This window comes from Subtercola vilae (assembly GCF_004923255.1).
GTDB classification, from domain to species: domain Bacteria; phylum Actinomycetota; class Actinomycetes; order Actinomycetales; family Microbacteriaceae; genus Subtercola; species Subtercola vilae.
In genome coordinates this window covers 1-15,519 of sequence record NZ_QYRT01000058.1, presented here as the reverse complement: position 1 = coordinate 15,519, position 15,519 = coordinate 1, and the positions used below count along the sequence as shown (strand labels likewise).

The 15,519-nt window shown below is 65.9% G+C and carries 14 protein-coding genes and 1 tRNA gene; 9 read left to right on the top strand and 6 right to left on the bottom strand.

Annotated features, from left to right (window positions below):
• Window positions 1–23 precede the first annotated feature (23 nt).
• Window positions 24–923: an EamA family transporter gene (locus D4765_RS17715; RefSeq protein ID WP_237280543.1), complete on the bottom strand. Its 900-nt coding sequence runs from the start codon at window positions 921–923 to the stop codon at window positions 24–26.
• Window positions 920–2,317, bottom strand: coding sequence for a Na+/H+ antiporter NhaA (locus tag D4765_RS17710; protein WP_237280542.1), 1,398 nt, complete (start codon window positions 2,315–2,317; stop codon window positions 920–922). Before D4765_RS17710 ends, D4765_RS17715 begins: the two co-directional genes overlap by 4 nt.
• A 142-nt stretch (window positions 2,318–2,459) precedes the next feature.
• On the opposite strand from D4765_RS17710, the gene D4765_RS17705 reads away from it, so the two are divergent.
• From D4765_RS17705 to D4765_RS17665, 9 genes are all read left to right on the top strand, one after another.
• Window positions 2,460–3,347 carry a nucleoside triphosphate pyrophosphohydrolase gene (locus tag D4765_RS17705; RefSeq protein ID WP_237280541.1) on the top strand — a complete coding sequence of 296 codons (888 nt, stop codon included), beginning with the start codon at window positions 2,460–2,462 and terminating at the stop codon, window positions 3,345–3,347.
• Window positions 3,348–3,400: 53 nt separating this feature from the next.
• Window positions 3,401–4,675: a histidine--tRNA ligase gene (hisS, locus tag D4765_RS17700; protein WP_136643639.1), complete on the top strand. Its 1,275-nt coding sequence runs from the start codon at window positions 3,401–3,403 to the stop codon at window positions 4,673–4,675.
• Between the two features lie 96 nt (window positions 4,676–4,771).
• Window positions 4,772–5,209, top strand: a complete 438-nt coding sequence (locus D4765_RS17695; protein WP_136643638.1) for a MarR family winged helix-turn-helix transcriptional regulator — start codon at window positions 4,772–4,774, stop codon at window positions 5,207–5,209.
• A gap of 2 nt (window positions 5,210–5,211) precedes the next feature.
• Complete coding sequence (locus D4765_RS17690) at window positions 5,212–6,456, top strand: MFS transporter (RefSeq protein WP_136643637.1); 1,245 nt, start codon at window positions 5,212–5,214, stop codon at window positions 6,454–6,456.
• Between the two features lie 83 nt (window positions 6,457–6,539).
• Window positions 6,540–7,820, top strand: coding sequence for a phosphopyruvate hydratase (gene eno, locus D4765_RS17685; RefSeq protein WP_136643636.1), 1,281 nt, complete (start codon window positions 6,540–6,542; stop codon window positions 7,818–7,820).
• Between the two features lie 52 nt (window positions 7,821–7,872).
• Window positions 7,873–8,373: an FtsB family cell division protein gene (locus D4765_RS17680; RefSeq protein WP_136643635.1), complete on the top strand. Its 501-nt coding sequence runs from the start codon at window positions 7,873–7,875 to the stop codon at window positions 8,371–8,373.
• Window positions 8,370–8,885, top strand: a complete 516-nt coding sequence (locus D4765_RS17675) for a DUF501 domain-containing protein (protein ID WP_136643634.1) — start codon at window positions 8,370–8,372, stop codon at window positions 8,883–8,885. Before D4765_RS17680 ends, D4765_RS17675 begins: the two co-directional genes overlap by 4 nt.
• Window positions 8,886–9,000: 115 nt before the next feature.
• Window positions 9,001–10,419, top strand: coding sequence for an NAD(P)/FAD-dependent oxidoreductase (locus D4765_RS17670; protein ID WP_136643633.1), 1,419 nt, complete (start codon window positions 9,001–9,003; stop codon window positions 10,417–10,419).
• 87 nt (window positions 10,420–10,506) lie between these two features.
• Window positions 10,507–10,580: transfer RNA gene (locus D4765_RS17665), tRNA-Leu, on the top strand.
• A gap of 324 nt (window positions 10,581–10,904) precedes the next feature.
• Here the strand turns inward: D4765_RS17665 and D4765_RS17660 are convergent.
• The 4 genes from D4765_RS17660 to D4765_RS17645 all read right to left on the bottom strand — a co-directional run bounded on the left by D4765_RS17660 (window position 10,905) and on the right by D4765_RS17645 (window position 15,469).
• On the bottom strand, window positions 10,905–11,936 hold the full coding sequence (locus D4765_RS17660; protein ID WP_323513102.1) for a LacI family DNA-binding transcriptional regulator: 1,032 nt from the start codon (window positions 11,934–11,936) through the stop codon (window positions 10,905–10,907).
• 63 nt (window positions 11,937–11,999) lie between these two features.
• The gene (locus tag D4765_RS17655) at window positions 12,000–12,716 is read right to left on the bottom strand and encodes a gluconate 2-dehydrogenase subunit 3 family protein (protein ID WP_136643632.1); all 717 of its coding nucleotides are present in this window, start codon (window positions 12,714–12,716) and stop codon (window positions 12,000–12,002) included.
• Between the two features lie 66 nt (window positions 12,717–12,782).
• Window positions 12,783–14,435, bottom strand: coding sequence for a GMC family oxidoreductase (locus tag D4765_RS17650; protein ID WP_136643631.1), 1,653 nt, complete (start codon window positions 14,433–14,435; stop codon window positions 12,783–12,785).
• Between the two features lie 56 nt (window positions 14,436–14,491).
• Window positions 14,492–15,469 (bottom strand): aldo/keto reductase, encoded by a 978-nt coding sequence (locus tag D4765_RS17645; RefSeq protein WP_136643630.1) that lies wholly within the window; start codon window positions 15,467–15,469, stop codon window positions 14,492–14,494.
• Window positions 15,470–15,519 lie beyond the last annotated feature (50 nt).

Sequence of the window (15,519 nt, the reverse complement as noted above, 5' to 3'; positions counted from 1 at the left end):
GAGGGAGGGAGGGCGCCCCGGGGTCAGGGCGCGGGGAGGGCCGCGGCCGCGCGACGGGCGCGGATGGCGGCGGCGCGCACGGCGCCGATGCTCGCCGCGATGACGAGGGCGATGGCGAGCGCCTCGACCCAGGTGAGCTGCTGGCCCAGGATGACGAGACCGGCCAGCGCCGCGATGGCGGGCGCGAGGCTCATCAGAACCGAGAACGTCGCTTCGGGCAGCCGGCGGAGCGCCAGCAGTTCGAACGCATACGGAATCGTCGACGACAGCACCGCAACTGCCAACCCGAGCAGAAGCGAGGAGGGCCGGATGATCGATGCCCCCGCCGAAACGATTCCGAACGGTAGAGACACCAGTGCCCCCACGGCCATCGCCAGAGCAATGCCGTCGAGCTTCGGGAACCGCGCGCCCGACCGCGACGAGAGCAGAATGTAGCCCGACCAGCATGCTCCGGCCGCCGCGGCGAACGCGACACCCACCGGATCGAGCGATCCCGACCCCGCCTGGCTCAGCAGCACGACCCCGGCGAACGCGAGCACTGCCCACAGCCAGCTCGACGCCCGCCGGCTCACCACAACCGACAGTACGAGCGGCCCCAGAACCTCAATAGTCACGGTTGTTCCGAGCGGCAGCCTGTCGAGTGCCTCATAGAAGAGCATGTTCATGCTGGCGAGCACAACACCGAACCCGACAACGGTCATCCAGTCACTGCGGCTGTAGCCGCGCATTCGGGGCCGGCAGACGATCATCAGAATGATGGCAGAGAACACCAGGCGCAGCGTGACCATGCCGAGCGCACCGACCGCCGGAAAGAGCACCACCGCGAACGATGCGCCGACCTCCTGGCACGCCAGCCCGGCCACCACGATGCCGACGGGCCAGAGCGTGGCTGGCCGCGGCGCAGTACCGGGAGCCGAGGTCACTCGTTCACGTTACCGGCTCTGCTGGCTCCGGATGCTGCACCGTCGCTCGCGTCGCCCTTCGTTCCTTCACCATCCATGCCGCCCGACGTGCCGTTTGAGCCGCCGCGGTCTGCGCCGCCGCCCGCCGGTAGCGTGCTCGCACTTGCCGCACTTGCCGCACTTGCCGCACTTGCCGCACCAGCCGCATCCGCATCCGCATCCGCATCCGCTGCGCCGTACGCCCGCGAACGCCGGCTCACCAGCACAGCGGCCACCACGATCGACACCGCCGAACCGAGCAGCACCGCGAGCGTGCCCTCGTCGACGACCTCGTCGAGCCCGGCGAAGGCGAGTTCGTTCATGAGGAGTGACACGGTGAATCCGATGCCGCCGAGCCCGCCGATCATCACGAGGTCAGCGAGGCTGAGCAGCGCAGGCGAGTTGCGGCCGACCGTGCGGTTCGCGATCACTCCCGCCACGGTGATGCCCACCACCTTGCCAACGGGAAGCGCGATGAGGATGCCCCAGAACGCCGGCGTCAGCTGCCCGATGCCCACCGACGGTATGGCAACCAGCGCCGCGGCGAAGGCGAACAGCGGTAGAACGAGCCCGTTTGAAATCGGCTGCAGTGCGTGCGCCGCACGGGCAGCCGGCGGGCCGGCCATGGCGAGCCCGAGCGCCACTCCGGCGATCGTGGCGTGCACGCCCGACTGGTACATGAAGTACCACGCTGCGATGGCGACGACGATCATGGCGGCCACGATCATCCATTGCCCGCCGCGTTCGGTCGTTCGGCGCCGAGCCAGTGCGCGGCTGAGCAGCGCGAACACCACGATGGCCACGGCGGCACCGCCGAGCGCGGGCAGGTTGAGCGACGTGGTGAAGAACACCGCGATGATCAGAATGGCCACGAGGTCGTCGAGCACAGCCAGCGCCAGTAAGAAGATGCGTACGCGGGTGGGCAGCGCTCGGCCGAAGATGGCGAGCACACCCAGAGCGAATGCGATGTCTGTGGCGGTGGGGATGGGCCATCGGTCACCGTAGGGGCTACCGATCGTGGCGATCAGAAAGACGCCCGCGGGCACGATGACCCCGCCGAGTGCCGCAATGGCGGGCACGATCGCTTTGGCGGGGGAGTTCAGTGACCCGGCGACGAGCTCGTGTTTCAGCTCGACGGCCACGATGAAGAAGAAGATGGCCAGCAGGCCGTCGCTGATCCAGTGCCCGAGCGACAGGTCGAGGCCGATGCCAGCGAACCCGACGTGGGCATTCTTCGCATCGAAGAGCGCCGAACCAACGGGCGAATTGGCGAGCACCAGGCCGAGAGCCGCGGCGACCAACAGAAGCGCGGCCGCATTACGTTCGGAGCGAAGAAAACTCACGTGGGGTGTGTCGTTCGGGATTTGCGCGTTCATGTGGTCTCCTGACCGTCGACTTGTCGACACATCGAACAGAAGAGCGGCTCTTCGCCGCCCGCCGACCAGACTTCCCGGCACACCGGTTACAGTCTATCGAAAGCCTCTCCGCGCCGGGCGGGGCTCATCGATTGAAGGTTCTGTGACCATTCCGCTGTTCTCCTCGCCCCCATCGGATGCCGATGCCCCGCGCCCCGCCGCCGAATCGGGCGGTGCAGTCGCTGGCGAGGCCGCGCAGGTGCTTGACGGGTCAGTTCGAGCCGGGCATCCGGAAGCCGCGACCGAACACGCCGCCGCGTCGAAGCTCGACGAGCTCATCGCCGTCACCGCACGCCTCCGTGCCCCCGGCGGATGCCCGTGGGATGCCGAGCAGACCCATTCCTCTCTCGTGCGCTACCTCATCGAGGAGTCGCACGAGCTGGTCGACGCCATCGAGTCGGGCTCGCGCGAAGACCTGCTCGAAGAGCTGGGTGACGTGCTGTACCAGGTCATCTTCCACGCCGATCTCGCGGCGCACACCGCGGGTGAGAGCTTCGACATTCAGGATGTCGCGGCCCACACGACCGCGAAAATGGTGGGCCGGCACCCGCACGTCTTCGGTGACGCAACGGCCGAGAGCGCCGCCGATGTGGTGGGCATGTGGGACGACCTGAAGGCCGTCGAGAAGCCCGGTCGCACGAGCGTGCTCGACGGAATTCCGCTCGGCATGCCCTCGCTGCTGCTCGCCGACAAGCTGCTCGGCAAGGCGCAGAAGGTCGGTGTGCTCGACGCCGCGGCGCCCCCGGCCATCGCGTTCGCCAGCGAAGACGAGCTCGGGCCGCTGCTGCTCGCCATCGCACTCTCGGCCAAGACGCAGGGCTTCGACGCCGAGCGGGCGCTCCGAAACGCGCTCCGCGATCTCTCGGGCGAGATCCGTGAGGCCGAAGCGGCGTCGGCGTCGGCGTCGGTTCCGGCTCCGGATGCCCACCCGACCGGCCTCGCCGCTGACACCTTCGACGCCGGCGTGATCGCCCTCCCCGCCGCCGACTGACTGCGCGCCACCCGCGCGCACTCGCCCACGCCGCGGGCTGGCACAATTGACCCATGGCCCAAGCAATAACCCCGCCCCGCGGCATGCGCGACTTTCTGCCCGCCGAGAAGGCGACCCGCGAGCGTGCGCTCGGCATCATCCGCACGAGTTACACCGCGCACGGGTTCGACGAGATCGAGACCCCGGTCATGGAAGACATCGAGCGCCTGCACTCCGGCCTCGGCGGCGACAACGAGAAGCTGAGCTTCAGCGTGCTGAAGCGCGCGATTCCCACCGAAGATCTCGAGAAGGCGGCCGCAGAGGGCGACGCACAGCAGCTCGCCGACCTCGGGCTGCGCTTTGACCTGACCGTTCCGCTCGCTCGGTTCTACGCCAGTCACCGCGGCGAGCTGCCGAGCGTGTTCCGTGCCATCCAGATCGCCCCTGTCTGGCGAGCCGAGCGCCCGCAGAAGGGCCGCTACCGCCAGTTCGTGCAGTGCGACATCGACATCATCGGCGAGCCGAGCCAGCTGGCCGAGGCCGAGATCATCACGGCCACTCTCGCGACGCTCGATGAGCTGGGGCTGGCCGGCTGCACCATTCGCATCAACGATCGCCGCGTGCTCACCGCGATGCTCGATGTGTTCGGGTTCGGTGCCGCCGAGCATCCACAGGTCTTGATCACCGTCGACAAGCTCGACAAGATCGGAGCCGACGGCGTGGTGACAGAGCTGCGCGAACGCGGCGCGACCCCGGCTGCTGTCGACGCGCTCGACGCGTTCTTTCACCGCGTCACGACCCTCGAGTTCAACCCGTTCGGCGTGCGCGCCATCACCAAGGCGCTGCCCGCCGGCGTCGACAAAGCCCTCATTGCTGAGCTTGCCGCCCTCGCCGACGTCATCGACCCCGCCAAGCTCGTCTTCGACCCGTTTCTGGTGCGCGGCATGGGCTACTACACAGGAACCATCTTCGAGATCGCCCACCCCGACTTCACCTTTTCGCTCGGCGGCGGGGGCCGGTACGACGGCATGATCGGCCGCTTTCTCGGCCAAGAGGTGGCGGCCTGCGGCTTCTCGATCGGGTTCGAGCGCATCGTCGATCTTCTGCAGTCAGACTCGGTGGGGGCTCCGGATGCCCTGCTGCTGCTGCACGACCCCTCCGCCTCTCCTGCCCAACTCGTGGGCCTGAAGACGCAGCTCATCGCCTCCGGAACCCGCGTGCGACTCGAACGCCGCACCAAGAACACCAAGGCGCAACTCGATCGCGCCCAGGCCTCAGGCTTTGGCAGCTTCGCGTTCGTGACCCCCGCTACCCACTCCGTGGAAGACCTCGAGGTCAAACCGATCTGACCCGTGGCTGCGGCGCCAGCCTCTTTCGGCCGGCCGGCCCGCAGCTGTGCCCTGGCACATTTGGTATATACATAGTTCAGCTATACAATTAATCAAGTGAACAGCGAACTCTCAGTACTTCTCGGTGATCTTGTAACGGTCACCCACCGTCTTACCCGTCTCGCGGCCCAGGCCACGGGAGACAGCACCTCACCCGCCGCCTGGCGAACCCTGAGCGTTCTGACATCGGCCGGCCCCATGCGCATCGGCGAGTTGGCCCTGGCCAGTCGTGTCAGCCAGCCCACGATGACCAAGATCGTCGCGAACCTCAACGAGCTCGAGTGGATCAAGCGCATCGCCGACTCTTCTGACGCCCGTGCGTGGCACATCGCCATCGCCCCGAAGGGCCAGAATGCCCTGAACGACTGGCGCTACCGCCTGGGCGCAGCGCTCGAGCCCCTCTTCGCCGATCTCAGCGTTCGCGAACTCGGGGTGCTCTCTGAGGCCACCGACCTGATCGGCGACCGCATCACGGTTCAGGAGATGGCGGCGTAACGATGTCAGTGCACGCGCCACACGGTGCCGGCGGAACGAGTATTCTGCACCAGCCCAAAGCGGTGTGGGCTGTCGCCTTCGCCAGCGTCATCGCCTTCATGGGCATTGGTCTGGTCGACCCGATTCTGCCGGCCATCGCCTCGAGTCTTCACGCCAGCCCCACGCAGACCAGCCTGCTCTTCACGAGCTACCTGGTCATCACGGGCCTCGCGATGCTCATCACCAGCTTCGTGTCGAGCCGCATCGGCGCCAAGAAGACGCTGCTGATCGGCCTCGCGCTGATCGTGGTTTTCGCGGCGCTCGCGGGCGCCTCGGGCAGCGTCGAAGCCGTCATCGGTTTTCGCGGCGGCTGGGGCCTCGGCAACGCCTTCTTCATCTCCACCGCGCTCGCGACGATCGTCGGCGCCGCCAGCGGGGGAGCCTCGAGCGCCATTGTGCTCTACGAGGCCGCGCTCGGCCTCGGCATAGCGATCGGCCCGCTGCTGGGGGGCCTGCTCGGCTCGATCAGCTGGCGCGGGCCGTTCTTCGGCACGGCCGTGCTCATGGCAGTCGGGTTTGTCGCCATCGCCGTGCTGCTCCAGAAAGACGAGAAGGCCGATCGTACGCCGACCCGGTTGAGTGCTCCGCTGCGGGCACTGGGCAACCCGAGCATCCGGCTGCTCGCCTTCACCGCCCTGTTCTACAACATGGGCTTCTTCACCCTGCTCGCGTACACGCCGTTTCCGCTGGGGCTGAATGCCATCGGCCTCGGCTTCACGTTCTTCGGCTGGGGTATGGGCGTCGCCGTCACCTCGGTGTTCGTCGCCCCGATGCTCACCGCGCGCATGAAGCGTACGACCGCCCTCACGGGGGCACTGGTGCTGCTCGCTCTCGACCTCGTCGCCGGCGGTCTGCTCATCGCCTCGACCGTCGGGCTCATCGTCTGCATCGTGGTGGGCGGCCTCATGCTCGGAGTGGTCAACACCGTTCTCACCGAGTCGGTGATGATGGCGACCGACCTGCCGCGCACGGTGGCGTCATCGGCATACTCGGCCGTGCGCTTTCTCGGCGGCGCCATTGCCCCGCCCGCCGCCGCAGCTCTGGCCGCGGCCATCACGCCCGGCTTTCCCATGTATGCCGCTGCCGGTTCAGTGATCGTGGCTGCGTTGTTCGTGGTGTTCGGCCGCAAGACACTGGCCCGTGTCGACAACGGCGGCGAAGAGACCGAGCTCATCGAGGCCGAAGCCCTGAGCGTCGGCGAAGGGTAACTCGCTCGTCTCGTCGTTAGACTGGGGCCCGGATGCCCGCTCCCGGCGTCATCCGCAATTTTCAACCCTGAGGAGACAATCCAGTGGCACTGATCGAAGCCGTAGGCGCTCGCGAAATACTCGACTCGCGTGGTAACCCCACCGTCGAGGTCGAGGTTCTGCTCGACGATGGCGTGGTTTCCCGCGCTGCCGTTCCGTCTGGCGCGTCGACCGGCGCGTTCGAGGCATACGAACTGCGCGACGGCGACAAGAGCCGTTACCTCGGCAAGGGCGTGCTGAAGGCCGTCGATGCCGTCATCGACGAGCTCGGCCCGGCGCTCGAAGGTTTCGACGCAAGCGACCAGCGTCTGATCGACGGCGCGATGATCGACCTCGACGGTACCGAGAACAAGAGCCGCCTCGGCGCGAACGCCATCCTCGGTGTCTCGCTGGCCGTGGCCCGTGCGGCAGCCGACTCGGCTGACCTGCCCCTGTTCCGCTACGTCGGCGGCCCGAACGCGCACGTGCTGCCCGTTCCGATGATGAACATCATCAACGGTGGCTCACACGCCGACTCGAACGTCGACATCCAGGAGTTCATGATCGCGCCCATCGGCGCCGAGACGTTCTCTGAGGCCCTGCGTTGGGGCGTCGAGACCTACCACGCGCTCAAGTCGCTCATGTCGAAGAAGGGTCTCTCCACCGGGCTCGGCGACGAGGGCGGCTTCGCGCCGAACCTGTCATCGAACGCCGCTGCGCTCGACCTCATTCTCGAGGCCATCACGGCCGCCGGTTTCACGCCCGGTGAAGACATCGCCCTGGCCATGGATGTCGCTGCCAGTGAGTTCTACCGCGACGGCGCCTACCAGTTCGAGGGCAAGGCGACCTCGTCGACCGAGCTCAGCAGCTACTTCGAGAACCTGCTCGCCAACTACCCGCTGGTCTCCATCGAAGACCCGCTCGAAGAAGACGACTGGGAGGGCTACCAGCACCTGACCGCCTCGATCGGCAGCAAGGTTCAGATCGTCGGCGACGACCTGTTCGTCACCAACCCGGTGCGCCTGGCCAAGGGCATCTCGCTCGGTGCCGGCAACTCGATGCTCGTGAAGGTCAACCAGATCGGCACGCTCACCGAGACGCTCGACGCGGTCTCGCTTGCACAGCGTTCGGGTTACACCACGATGATGTCGCACCGCTCAGGCGAGACCGAAGACACCACCATCGCCGACCTCGCCGTTGCCACCAACTCGGGTCAGATCAAGACCGGTGCGCCTGCCCGCAGCGAGCGCGTCGCTAAGTACAATCAACTCTTGAGGATCGAAGAAGAGCTCGCCGAAGCAGCCGTCTACGCCGGCCGCACGGCGTTCCCGCGCTTCCGGGCGTAAGTCTCGCGGGGGTGTTCCTCACGCACGAAAGACAGTTGTGAGGAACATCCCGATGCGACCATTCGAAAAGCACAGACCCGCAGCTCCCGCACGCGCGGGGGAGAACCAGCCCACGAACTGGTTGCGCAGCATACGGTTCTCCGGTTTCACCGTGCTCATGCTCATCGTGCTGGTGCTTTTCGTCGTCATCGTGGCACCCGGTGCCCGCATCTTCATTGAGCAGCGCCAGCAGATCGCCGACCTGCAGCAGAGCGTGGCTGCCGCCCAGACGCAGAACTCGGCGCTCACGTCAGAGGTCGCCCGGTGGAGCGACCCGGCCTACATTCGCGCCGAGGCCCGCGACCGGCTCTACTTCGTGATGCCCGGCGAGACCGGGTTTCTGGTGCTCGACGACACCAAGCCCGGGGCGGCGGCGGCCACCGCGCCGGTGAGCACGAGCATCCAGTCGACCCAGAGCAATTGGATGGCGGCCCTGTTCGCCTCAGGCATGACCGCGGCGTTGAGTACCCAAACCCCCGATCAACTCGGGTCTACCCCTACAGGCAGCAAATGACCACACCACCGTTCGACCCGCCCACCGCCGCCGATATCGCCACCGTTTCGGCACAGCTCGGCAGGCCCGCGCGCAACGTGCTCGGAATCTCTGCGCGCTGTGTGTGCGGAGCCCCCACGGTTGTGGCGACGGCCCCCCGGCTCGACGACGGTACCCCGTTTCCCACCCTCTACTACCTGAGCCACCCCGCGGCCACGGCGGCGATGTCAGACCTCGAGGCCACCCAGGTGATGCCCGAGTACCAGGCGATGCTCGCCGACGATGCAGAAGTGAAGGCCGCCTACGTCGCTGCCCACGAGCAGTACATCGCCGACCGCGAGGGCATTGCGGTGGTCGACGAGATCGCCGGCATCTCGGCCGGCGGTATGCCCGTGCGCGTGAAATGCCTGCACGCGCTGGCCGCACACGCTCTGTCAGCGGGGCCCGGGGTCAACCCCATCGGCGACCTGGCGCTGGCACGCGGAGACTGGTCGCCGCTCGTGTGCGAGTGCATCGACTACTCTCTTACCTAAGGCCAGTGCGGGCCCGTGAACAGCTTCGCGGCGTTCCGGCCGTTTCGGTGTGCCGGGGCAGCGCTGCGAAGGTAGTAGCCTATGGCTTGTACCTTCACTGAGGAGATCCTTTACTGTGCCCAAAATCCTGATCGTCGGCGGCGGCTACGCCGGTTTCTACACCGCCTGGAAGCTCGAAAACTGGCTTCGCCGCGGCGAGGCCGAGGTCACTGTCGTCGACCCGCTTCCGTACATGACCTACCAGCCCTTCCTGCCGGAGGTCGCCTCCGGCTCCATCGAGCCCCGCCACGCTGTCGTCTCGCTTCGTCGTCACCTGAAGTCGACCAAGATCATCGCCGGCAAGGTCACCAAGATCACCCACGGCGAGAAGTCGGCCACCATCACCCCGAACATCGGTGAGGCCTACGAGCTCGAGTACGACATGATCGTCGTCACGGCCGGCTCGGTCTCCCGCACGTTCCCCATTCCCGGGGTCGCCGACGAGGCCATCGGCCTCAAGACCATCGAAGAGGCCGTCGCCATCCGCGACCGCATCCTCACCAACTTCGACAAGGCATCGCAGCTGCCCGAAGGTGCCGAGCGCGACCGTCTGCTCACGTTCGTCGTGGTTGGCGGCGGTTTCGCCGGCATCGAGATCTTCGCCGAGATGCGTTCGTTCGCCAGCGACCTGCTCTCGAAGTACCCCGAGCTCGCGTTCGAAGACACCCACTTCCACCTCATCGAGGCCATGGGCCGCATCATGCCCGAGGTTTCGTTGAAGACCGCAGGCTGGGTCATCAAGAACCTGGCCGAGCGCGGCGCCGAGATCCATCTCGACACCCAGCTGAAGTCTGCCGTCGGCGGCGTCATCGAGCTCTCGACCGGCGAGTCATTCGAATCTGACACCATCGTGTGGACGGCCGGCGTCATGGCCAGCCCCATGCTGAAGAACACCGACCTGCCCATCGAAGAACGAGGTCGCCTGCGCGTGCGCCCCGACCTTCGCGTGCACGACGAGAACAACGAGATCGTGATCGACGCCTGGGGCGCCGGCGACGTGTCTGCTGTTCCTGACCTCACCGGTGGCGGCGTGGGCGGTTTCTGCGTTCCCAACGCCCAGCACGCCGTTCGCCAGGGCAAGCTGCTCGCGAAGAACCTCGTTGCCGAGCTGCGTGGCGAAGAGGTGCACGAGTACTTCCACAAGAATGCGGGCGCCGTCGCCGGTCTCGGTATCGGTGTGGGCGCATTCCAGTCGGGCAAGATCGGCATCACGGGTATTCTCGCGTGGTTCATGCACCGCGGTTACCACGGTCTCGCCATGCCGAGCTACGAGCGCAAGTTCCGCGTCATCTGGGGTTGGGTGCTCAACTTCTTCCTCGGCCGCGACATCGTTTCGCTCGAAGCCCGCGTCACCCCTCGTGCCGCGTTCGAAGAGTTCGCATCGCGCCCGCGCCCCGCTGCGCCGGCCGCTGCTGCGCCCGCTGAGGCCCCTGCCGGGCATCCGGGGCCGGCGGATGCACCCGTCGTCGTGGGCGGCGCCGTCTCGAAAGAGTAGGCGTACTCGTCACATGCTCTCTCACTGACCGCACGGCCTGATGTTCGGGTCGTGCGGTTCGTGTTTAGCAGAGTGACGGTTTTACGGGCCCCCATAGCCCAATTGGCAGAGGCAGTCGACTTAAAATCGACACAGTGAGGGTTCGAGTCCCTCTGGGGGTACTCATTGCGAAGGCCCTACTTCCCTTTCTTCGGGAGGAAGTATGGCCTTTTGCTTGCCTCTGGTTCTCGTCTTTGGACACATTTCGGACACACTTTGAAACAGTTCGAGTTGCAGGTGCCTGGTTGGTCATTCTGATCGCCTCTGGACGAGTCGCAACGTACCCAGCACGACGACTTTCGACGCCGACCGAAAATAGATGATTGTGTCTCACTAGCGCGGTATTTCGGCCATGTATCAAGCGAATGTCTCACGGGCCTCAGAGGGCGCCGCCCGAAAGTATTCGGCGATGTGGTGAACCCCGGTGTAGTGCAGCAGCGGTGCGCTCACTCCGCCCGTCGCAGCGGCTTCGCGGCACTGTCTCGCACGATCAGGCTCGGCACGATCAGCGGTATCGGCTGCGACTCTTCGCGCCTCATCAGGGCGAGAATCTGCTCGACCGCGCGCCGCCCGATCTCTTCGAAGTCGAGGTACACCGTGGTCAGCGCGGGCCGAAAGTACGCCGACTCGGCGACGTTGTCGAAGCCCACGACGCTGATCTGGCCCGGAACAGACAACCCTTTCTCGTCGAACGCCTTCACGGCCCCCAGCGCAAACGGATCGTTGGCAGCGAAGACAGCAGTGACCTCCGGATGCTCGGCCAACTGCAACCCGGCCCGGTACCCCGCAAGCGCACTCCAGTCGGCTGTCTTCACGACAGGCGGCAGCGCCTTGCCCCGCGATGAGAGTTCTTCTGCCCAGCCGCGTCGCCGAGCATCCGTCGCCAGCCAGCCCTGCGGGCCTTCGATGTGCCAGACAGTGTCGTGACCGAGGTCGAGCAGGTGACCGACAGCCAAGCGCGCACCCCGCACCTCGTCGATAGAGACGCTGGTGGCGCTGGCCGGCGAACCCTGCTCGAAGGTCACGACCGGCACGTCGCTCTCAAGCCCGCGCAGCACTTCCAGGGCGGCATACAACGGCGCGAGCACGATGACACCGTCGACCTCGTCGGCGCTGAGCTCGTTCAACGCCGAGCGGATGCTGCGGTGGTCGAGTTCGCCGAGGGTCACCAAACGCGTGGAGTATCCGTTGAGGCGCGCCTGCTCAGAGATACCGAAGAGCGCCACCGACGGCCCGTGAACCGACAAAGCGTAACTGACCACGCCGAGGTTCATCGTGCGGCTGCTGGCCAGCGCCGCCGCGGCCGTGTTGCGCCGATACCTGAGCTGCTCGATAGCAGTCTGCACACGTTCGCGGATGTCGGGCGACACGTTGTGGGCGTTGTTGACCACCCGCGACACCGTCTGTTGAGACACCCCGGCCAGCGCGGCGACGTCGACCATCCGGGCACCTTTCGACTTCGACGCAGTTCTCGTCATGGTCTTGCACCCCTCACTGCTCTGCCTCTTGCCGCCTCCTCCATTATGCGACAGCCGCCGGTGTCACGGCCGCCGGTAGCGCAGCACCTCCGGGTGTCGCTCGTACGGCCATTCCGCATCGACGATCATGTATTTCTTCGTCGTGTAGCTGCCATCCATTGTCGAGGCGAGGGTGGGTGGCCCGTCGAACCCGATTACTGCCCAGCCGATGCGGTTCTCGTTTCCGCCGTAGACCGGGTCGCTATAAAAACCCTGCCTCGAGTTCAGCACGAGCAACGGAAAGAACGACAGAAAGTCTTCGTTCACCGGCTGATTTCCGGCCGGGGCGCCCCCGAGGCCGTCGTCTTCCGGCGCATCGAACGAGAACTTCGTGGGCTTCGGTTCACCCGAGAGTTCTTCGAGCACAGCGTCTTGCTGGTCGCACGAGAGCGCAACGAAGTGCGCACCGAACCGCCCGACGGAGACGTCACACAACTGAATCAGACCCGAACGGTACAGGTCGCGGCGTTGTTCGATGCGCTCGGCCCAGGCCCTTTCTTCGCGGCCCTGCATGCGCAGAAAACCTTCACCGTCGGCCGCCGCGAACACGAATTGGGTTCCCGCGAGCATCCGGTCGATGAAGCGCACGACGTGCGCCTCGGTCGCGCCCGGGTGATTGTCGGTCGGAATGATGCGGGCGGCGGCGGCTTCGATTGTGCGCCAGTCTTCGTCGCTGAAGTAGATCGGCCCGTCGACGTCGCGCGTCGAGATCGGGTCCGTCACCCATTCTGCTTGTCCCATGAGGGGGTCTCCTTGTCGTAGTGGTGAGAGAGTGTTGCGCGCCGGGGAGGTCGGGTGGATGCCCGGCTAGCCCTGCGCCCAGCCCCGCGAGTCGACCCTGATGATCTGGTCGGCGCAGCGCCACGCGTTGGCCATGATCGTCAGTGCCGGGTTGATGCCCGTCGCTGTCGGAAAGAAGCTCGCGTCGAACACGTACAGGTTGGGCACGTCGTGCGTGCGGCACCACCGATCGACGACCGAGGTCGCCGGGTCGTCACCCATTCGCGTCGTGCCGAGTTCGTGCGAAGTGTTGCCGGTGATGCGTTCCATGTTCACGGGGATGACCTTTCGGGCGCCGGCCGCCTCGAGAACCTCGCCGTTCTTCGCGACCTGCCATTTCTCTTGGGCGAAGTCGTTCCAGTGCGGCGTGTGCGTGATGCGAGCGACGGGTAGCCCCCACGCGTCGGTCACCGTCGGATCGAGGTCGACGCGGTTGCTCTCGACCGGCAGATCGTGCAGCAGTATGCCGATCTTCATCGTGTGGTTGAACAGTTCGCGGTCGGCGTCTTTAGCCGCCGAACCCCAGGTGGGGCGCCCGGGAAAACTCCAGTTGACCGGGTGACCCAGGTTCGACGGAAAGATGAGCGAACCGAGAATGTGGCCGCGGCTCTCGTCAGTCTCGTAAAAGTCGAACGAGCACCCGCTCATGTAGTGCCCAGACCATCCGTACAGCGGGTCTGTCAGATCACGGTCGAAGAGGCCGACCGAGAAGGAGTACTGGTGGAACGTCGCGTTGCGACCGACCTGCCCGCTGCTGTTCGCCAGCCCGTCGGGAAAGAGGGCCGACTTAGACATCAGCAGAAGGCGCGGAGTCTCGATTCCGCCGCCGCAGACGATGACTGCGTTCGCCAGCTGAACCCACTCATCGCCGTCTTCGTCTTGGTAACGCACCCCGGTGGCCTTGCCATCAGGGCCGACGAGAATCTCGCTGACGTAACAATCCGACCGCAAGTCGTACAGGCCGGTGTTGATCGCGTCGGGAATGAAGCTGATGAGCGTGGACGACTTGCCGGTTCCTGGGTCGGGGTATTGCTGCCAGAAGCCGTTCTCGCTGAACGGCTGCCGCCCGCGGTACGGTTCCGTCACCATGCCCTGCGGCATGGGGAACGTGCTGTGGCCGAGCTTGTCCATTGCGGTGGCGAAGGTGCGGCCGATCTGGCTGAGGGGCGACGGCTTTGTCGGGTACCCCCTGCTGCGCCGGCCCTCCCAGCGGTTCGCGCCGCCGAGACCGGATGTGCCGAATTCCCACTCCACGCGGGTGTAGTACGGCTCGAGTTCGTCGTAGGTGATCGGCCAGTCGACCAGGCTTGCTCCCTCGACGTCGCCGTGGATCGAGCGCAGCTTGAAGTCGTTCTCGGTCATTCGCGGTACCATGCCGCCCCAGTGTGTCGTGCCACCCCCGACGACTTGAGGGGTCGCCGAGAAGTTGGTCACCACGGCCTCTTCCCTGTCGTTCGGTCGGTAGGTGCGCGGTTTGAGCTTCGGGTCTTGCCAGATGAAGTTTCTGTTCAGATACTTCAGCTCGTCGCCCGAGGCGTGCTCGGGCTTCAGCCATGGCCCGCGCTCCAGCCCGACGACGCGCATTCCGGCCTCGGTCAGCACCTTTGCTGCCGTTGCGCCACCTGCCCCTGCCCCGACGATGACGACATCGACCGGTTCGGGGTTCTTCTTGGTCTTCATGAGGTGCTCTTTCTGTTCGTTTCTGATGCGCTTGCTCGGTAGCCGTCGATGACGGCTCACCCTGCGAAGGCTTCGATTCCGGCGCGCCCCACGTGGGCCAGGGGCAGGAGTTCGCTCCACAACTCGTCGGGAATCTCGATGCCGGCCAGTGCAACGGTCTGGTCGACGCGGCCGGGTTCCGACATTCCGACGATGGTCGAGGTGACCCGTTCGTCGCGCAGCGAGAACTGCAGGGCCGCGGCCGCGAGCGGTACACCTGCGGCCAGGCACAGCCGTTCCATCTCGCGGACCCGGGCGAGAGTGCCGTCGCTTACCGGTGCGTAGCAATACGTCGGTACAGCGTCGGGGCCCTTCACGAGCATCCCGCCGCCGAATGGTGCTGCGTTGATGAATGCCACACCGCCGCGGTGGGCGTCGTCGAGCAGGGGTTCGGCCGTCTGTTCGACCAGCGTGAATCTGTTGTGGCTGATCACCGCGTCGAAGACCTCGGTGGCGAGGTACTGCAGTTCGAGATCGATCGGGCCCCCTGCCACACCGAGGTGCTGGATGACCCCCTGCTGTTTCAACTCGATAAGTGCTTCGAGCGGTCCGCCCGCAGCGGTAGCCTGCTCGAACGTGATCTTCTCGGGGTCGTGCAGATAGACCAGCGGAAGGGTGTCGAGCCCCAATCTTTCGAGACTCTCGTCGATCGACTTCTTGACGCGGTCGCCCGAGAAGTCGGTCGAACCCGGCAGCGGGTCGACCTTCGTGGCGATGAGAAATCCGTCAGGAACTCCGCCGTTTTCACGGATCGCCCGGCCGATGCGGCGCTCGCTGGCGCCCCCGCCGTACTCGTTGGAGGTGTCGATGAAGGTGAACGGCCCGTCGAACACTCGCTTAATGGTCGCCACGGCAGTTTCTGAGCTGACTTCGTAGCCATATTGCGCCGGAAAGCTGCCCAGGGCGCTTGTTCCGACGCAGACTGATGACACGAACAGCGGTGTTCGGCCGAGACTGCGAGTAGTGAGAAGCGGGGTGGGATTGTCTGCCGTCATGGGGTGCTCCTAGCGTTTTCGGTGCCGGTGAGAGGGGGTAGGGGTGGCGA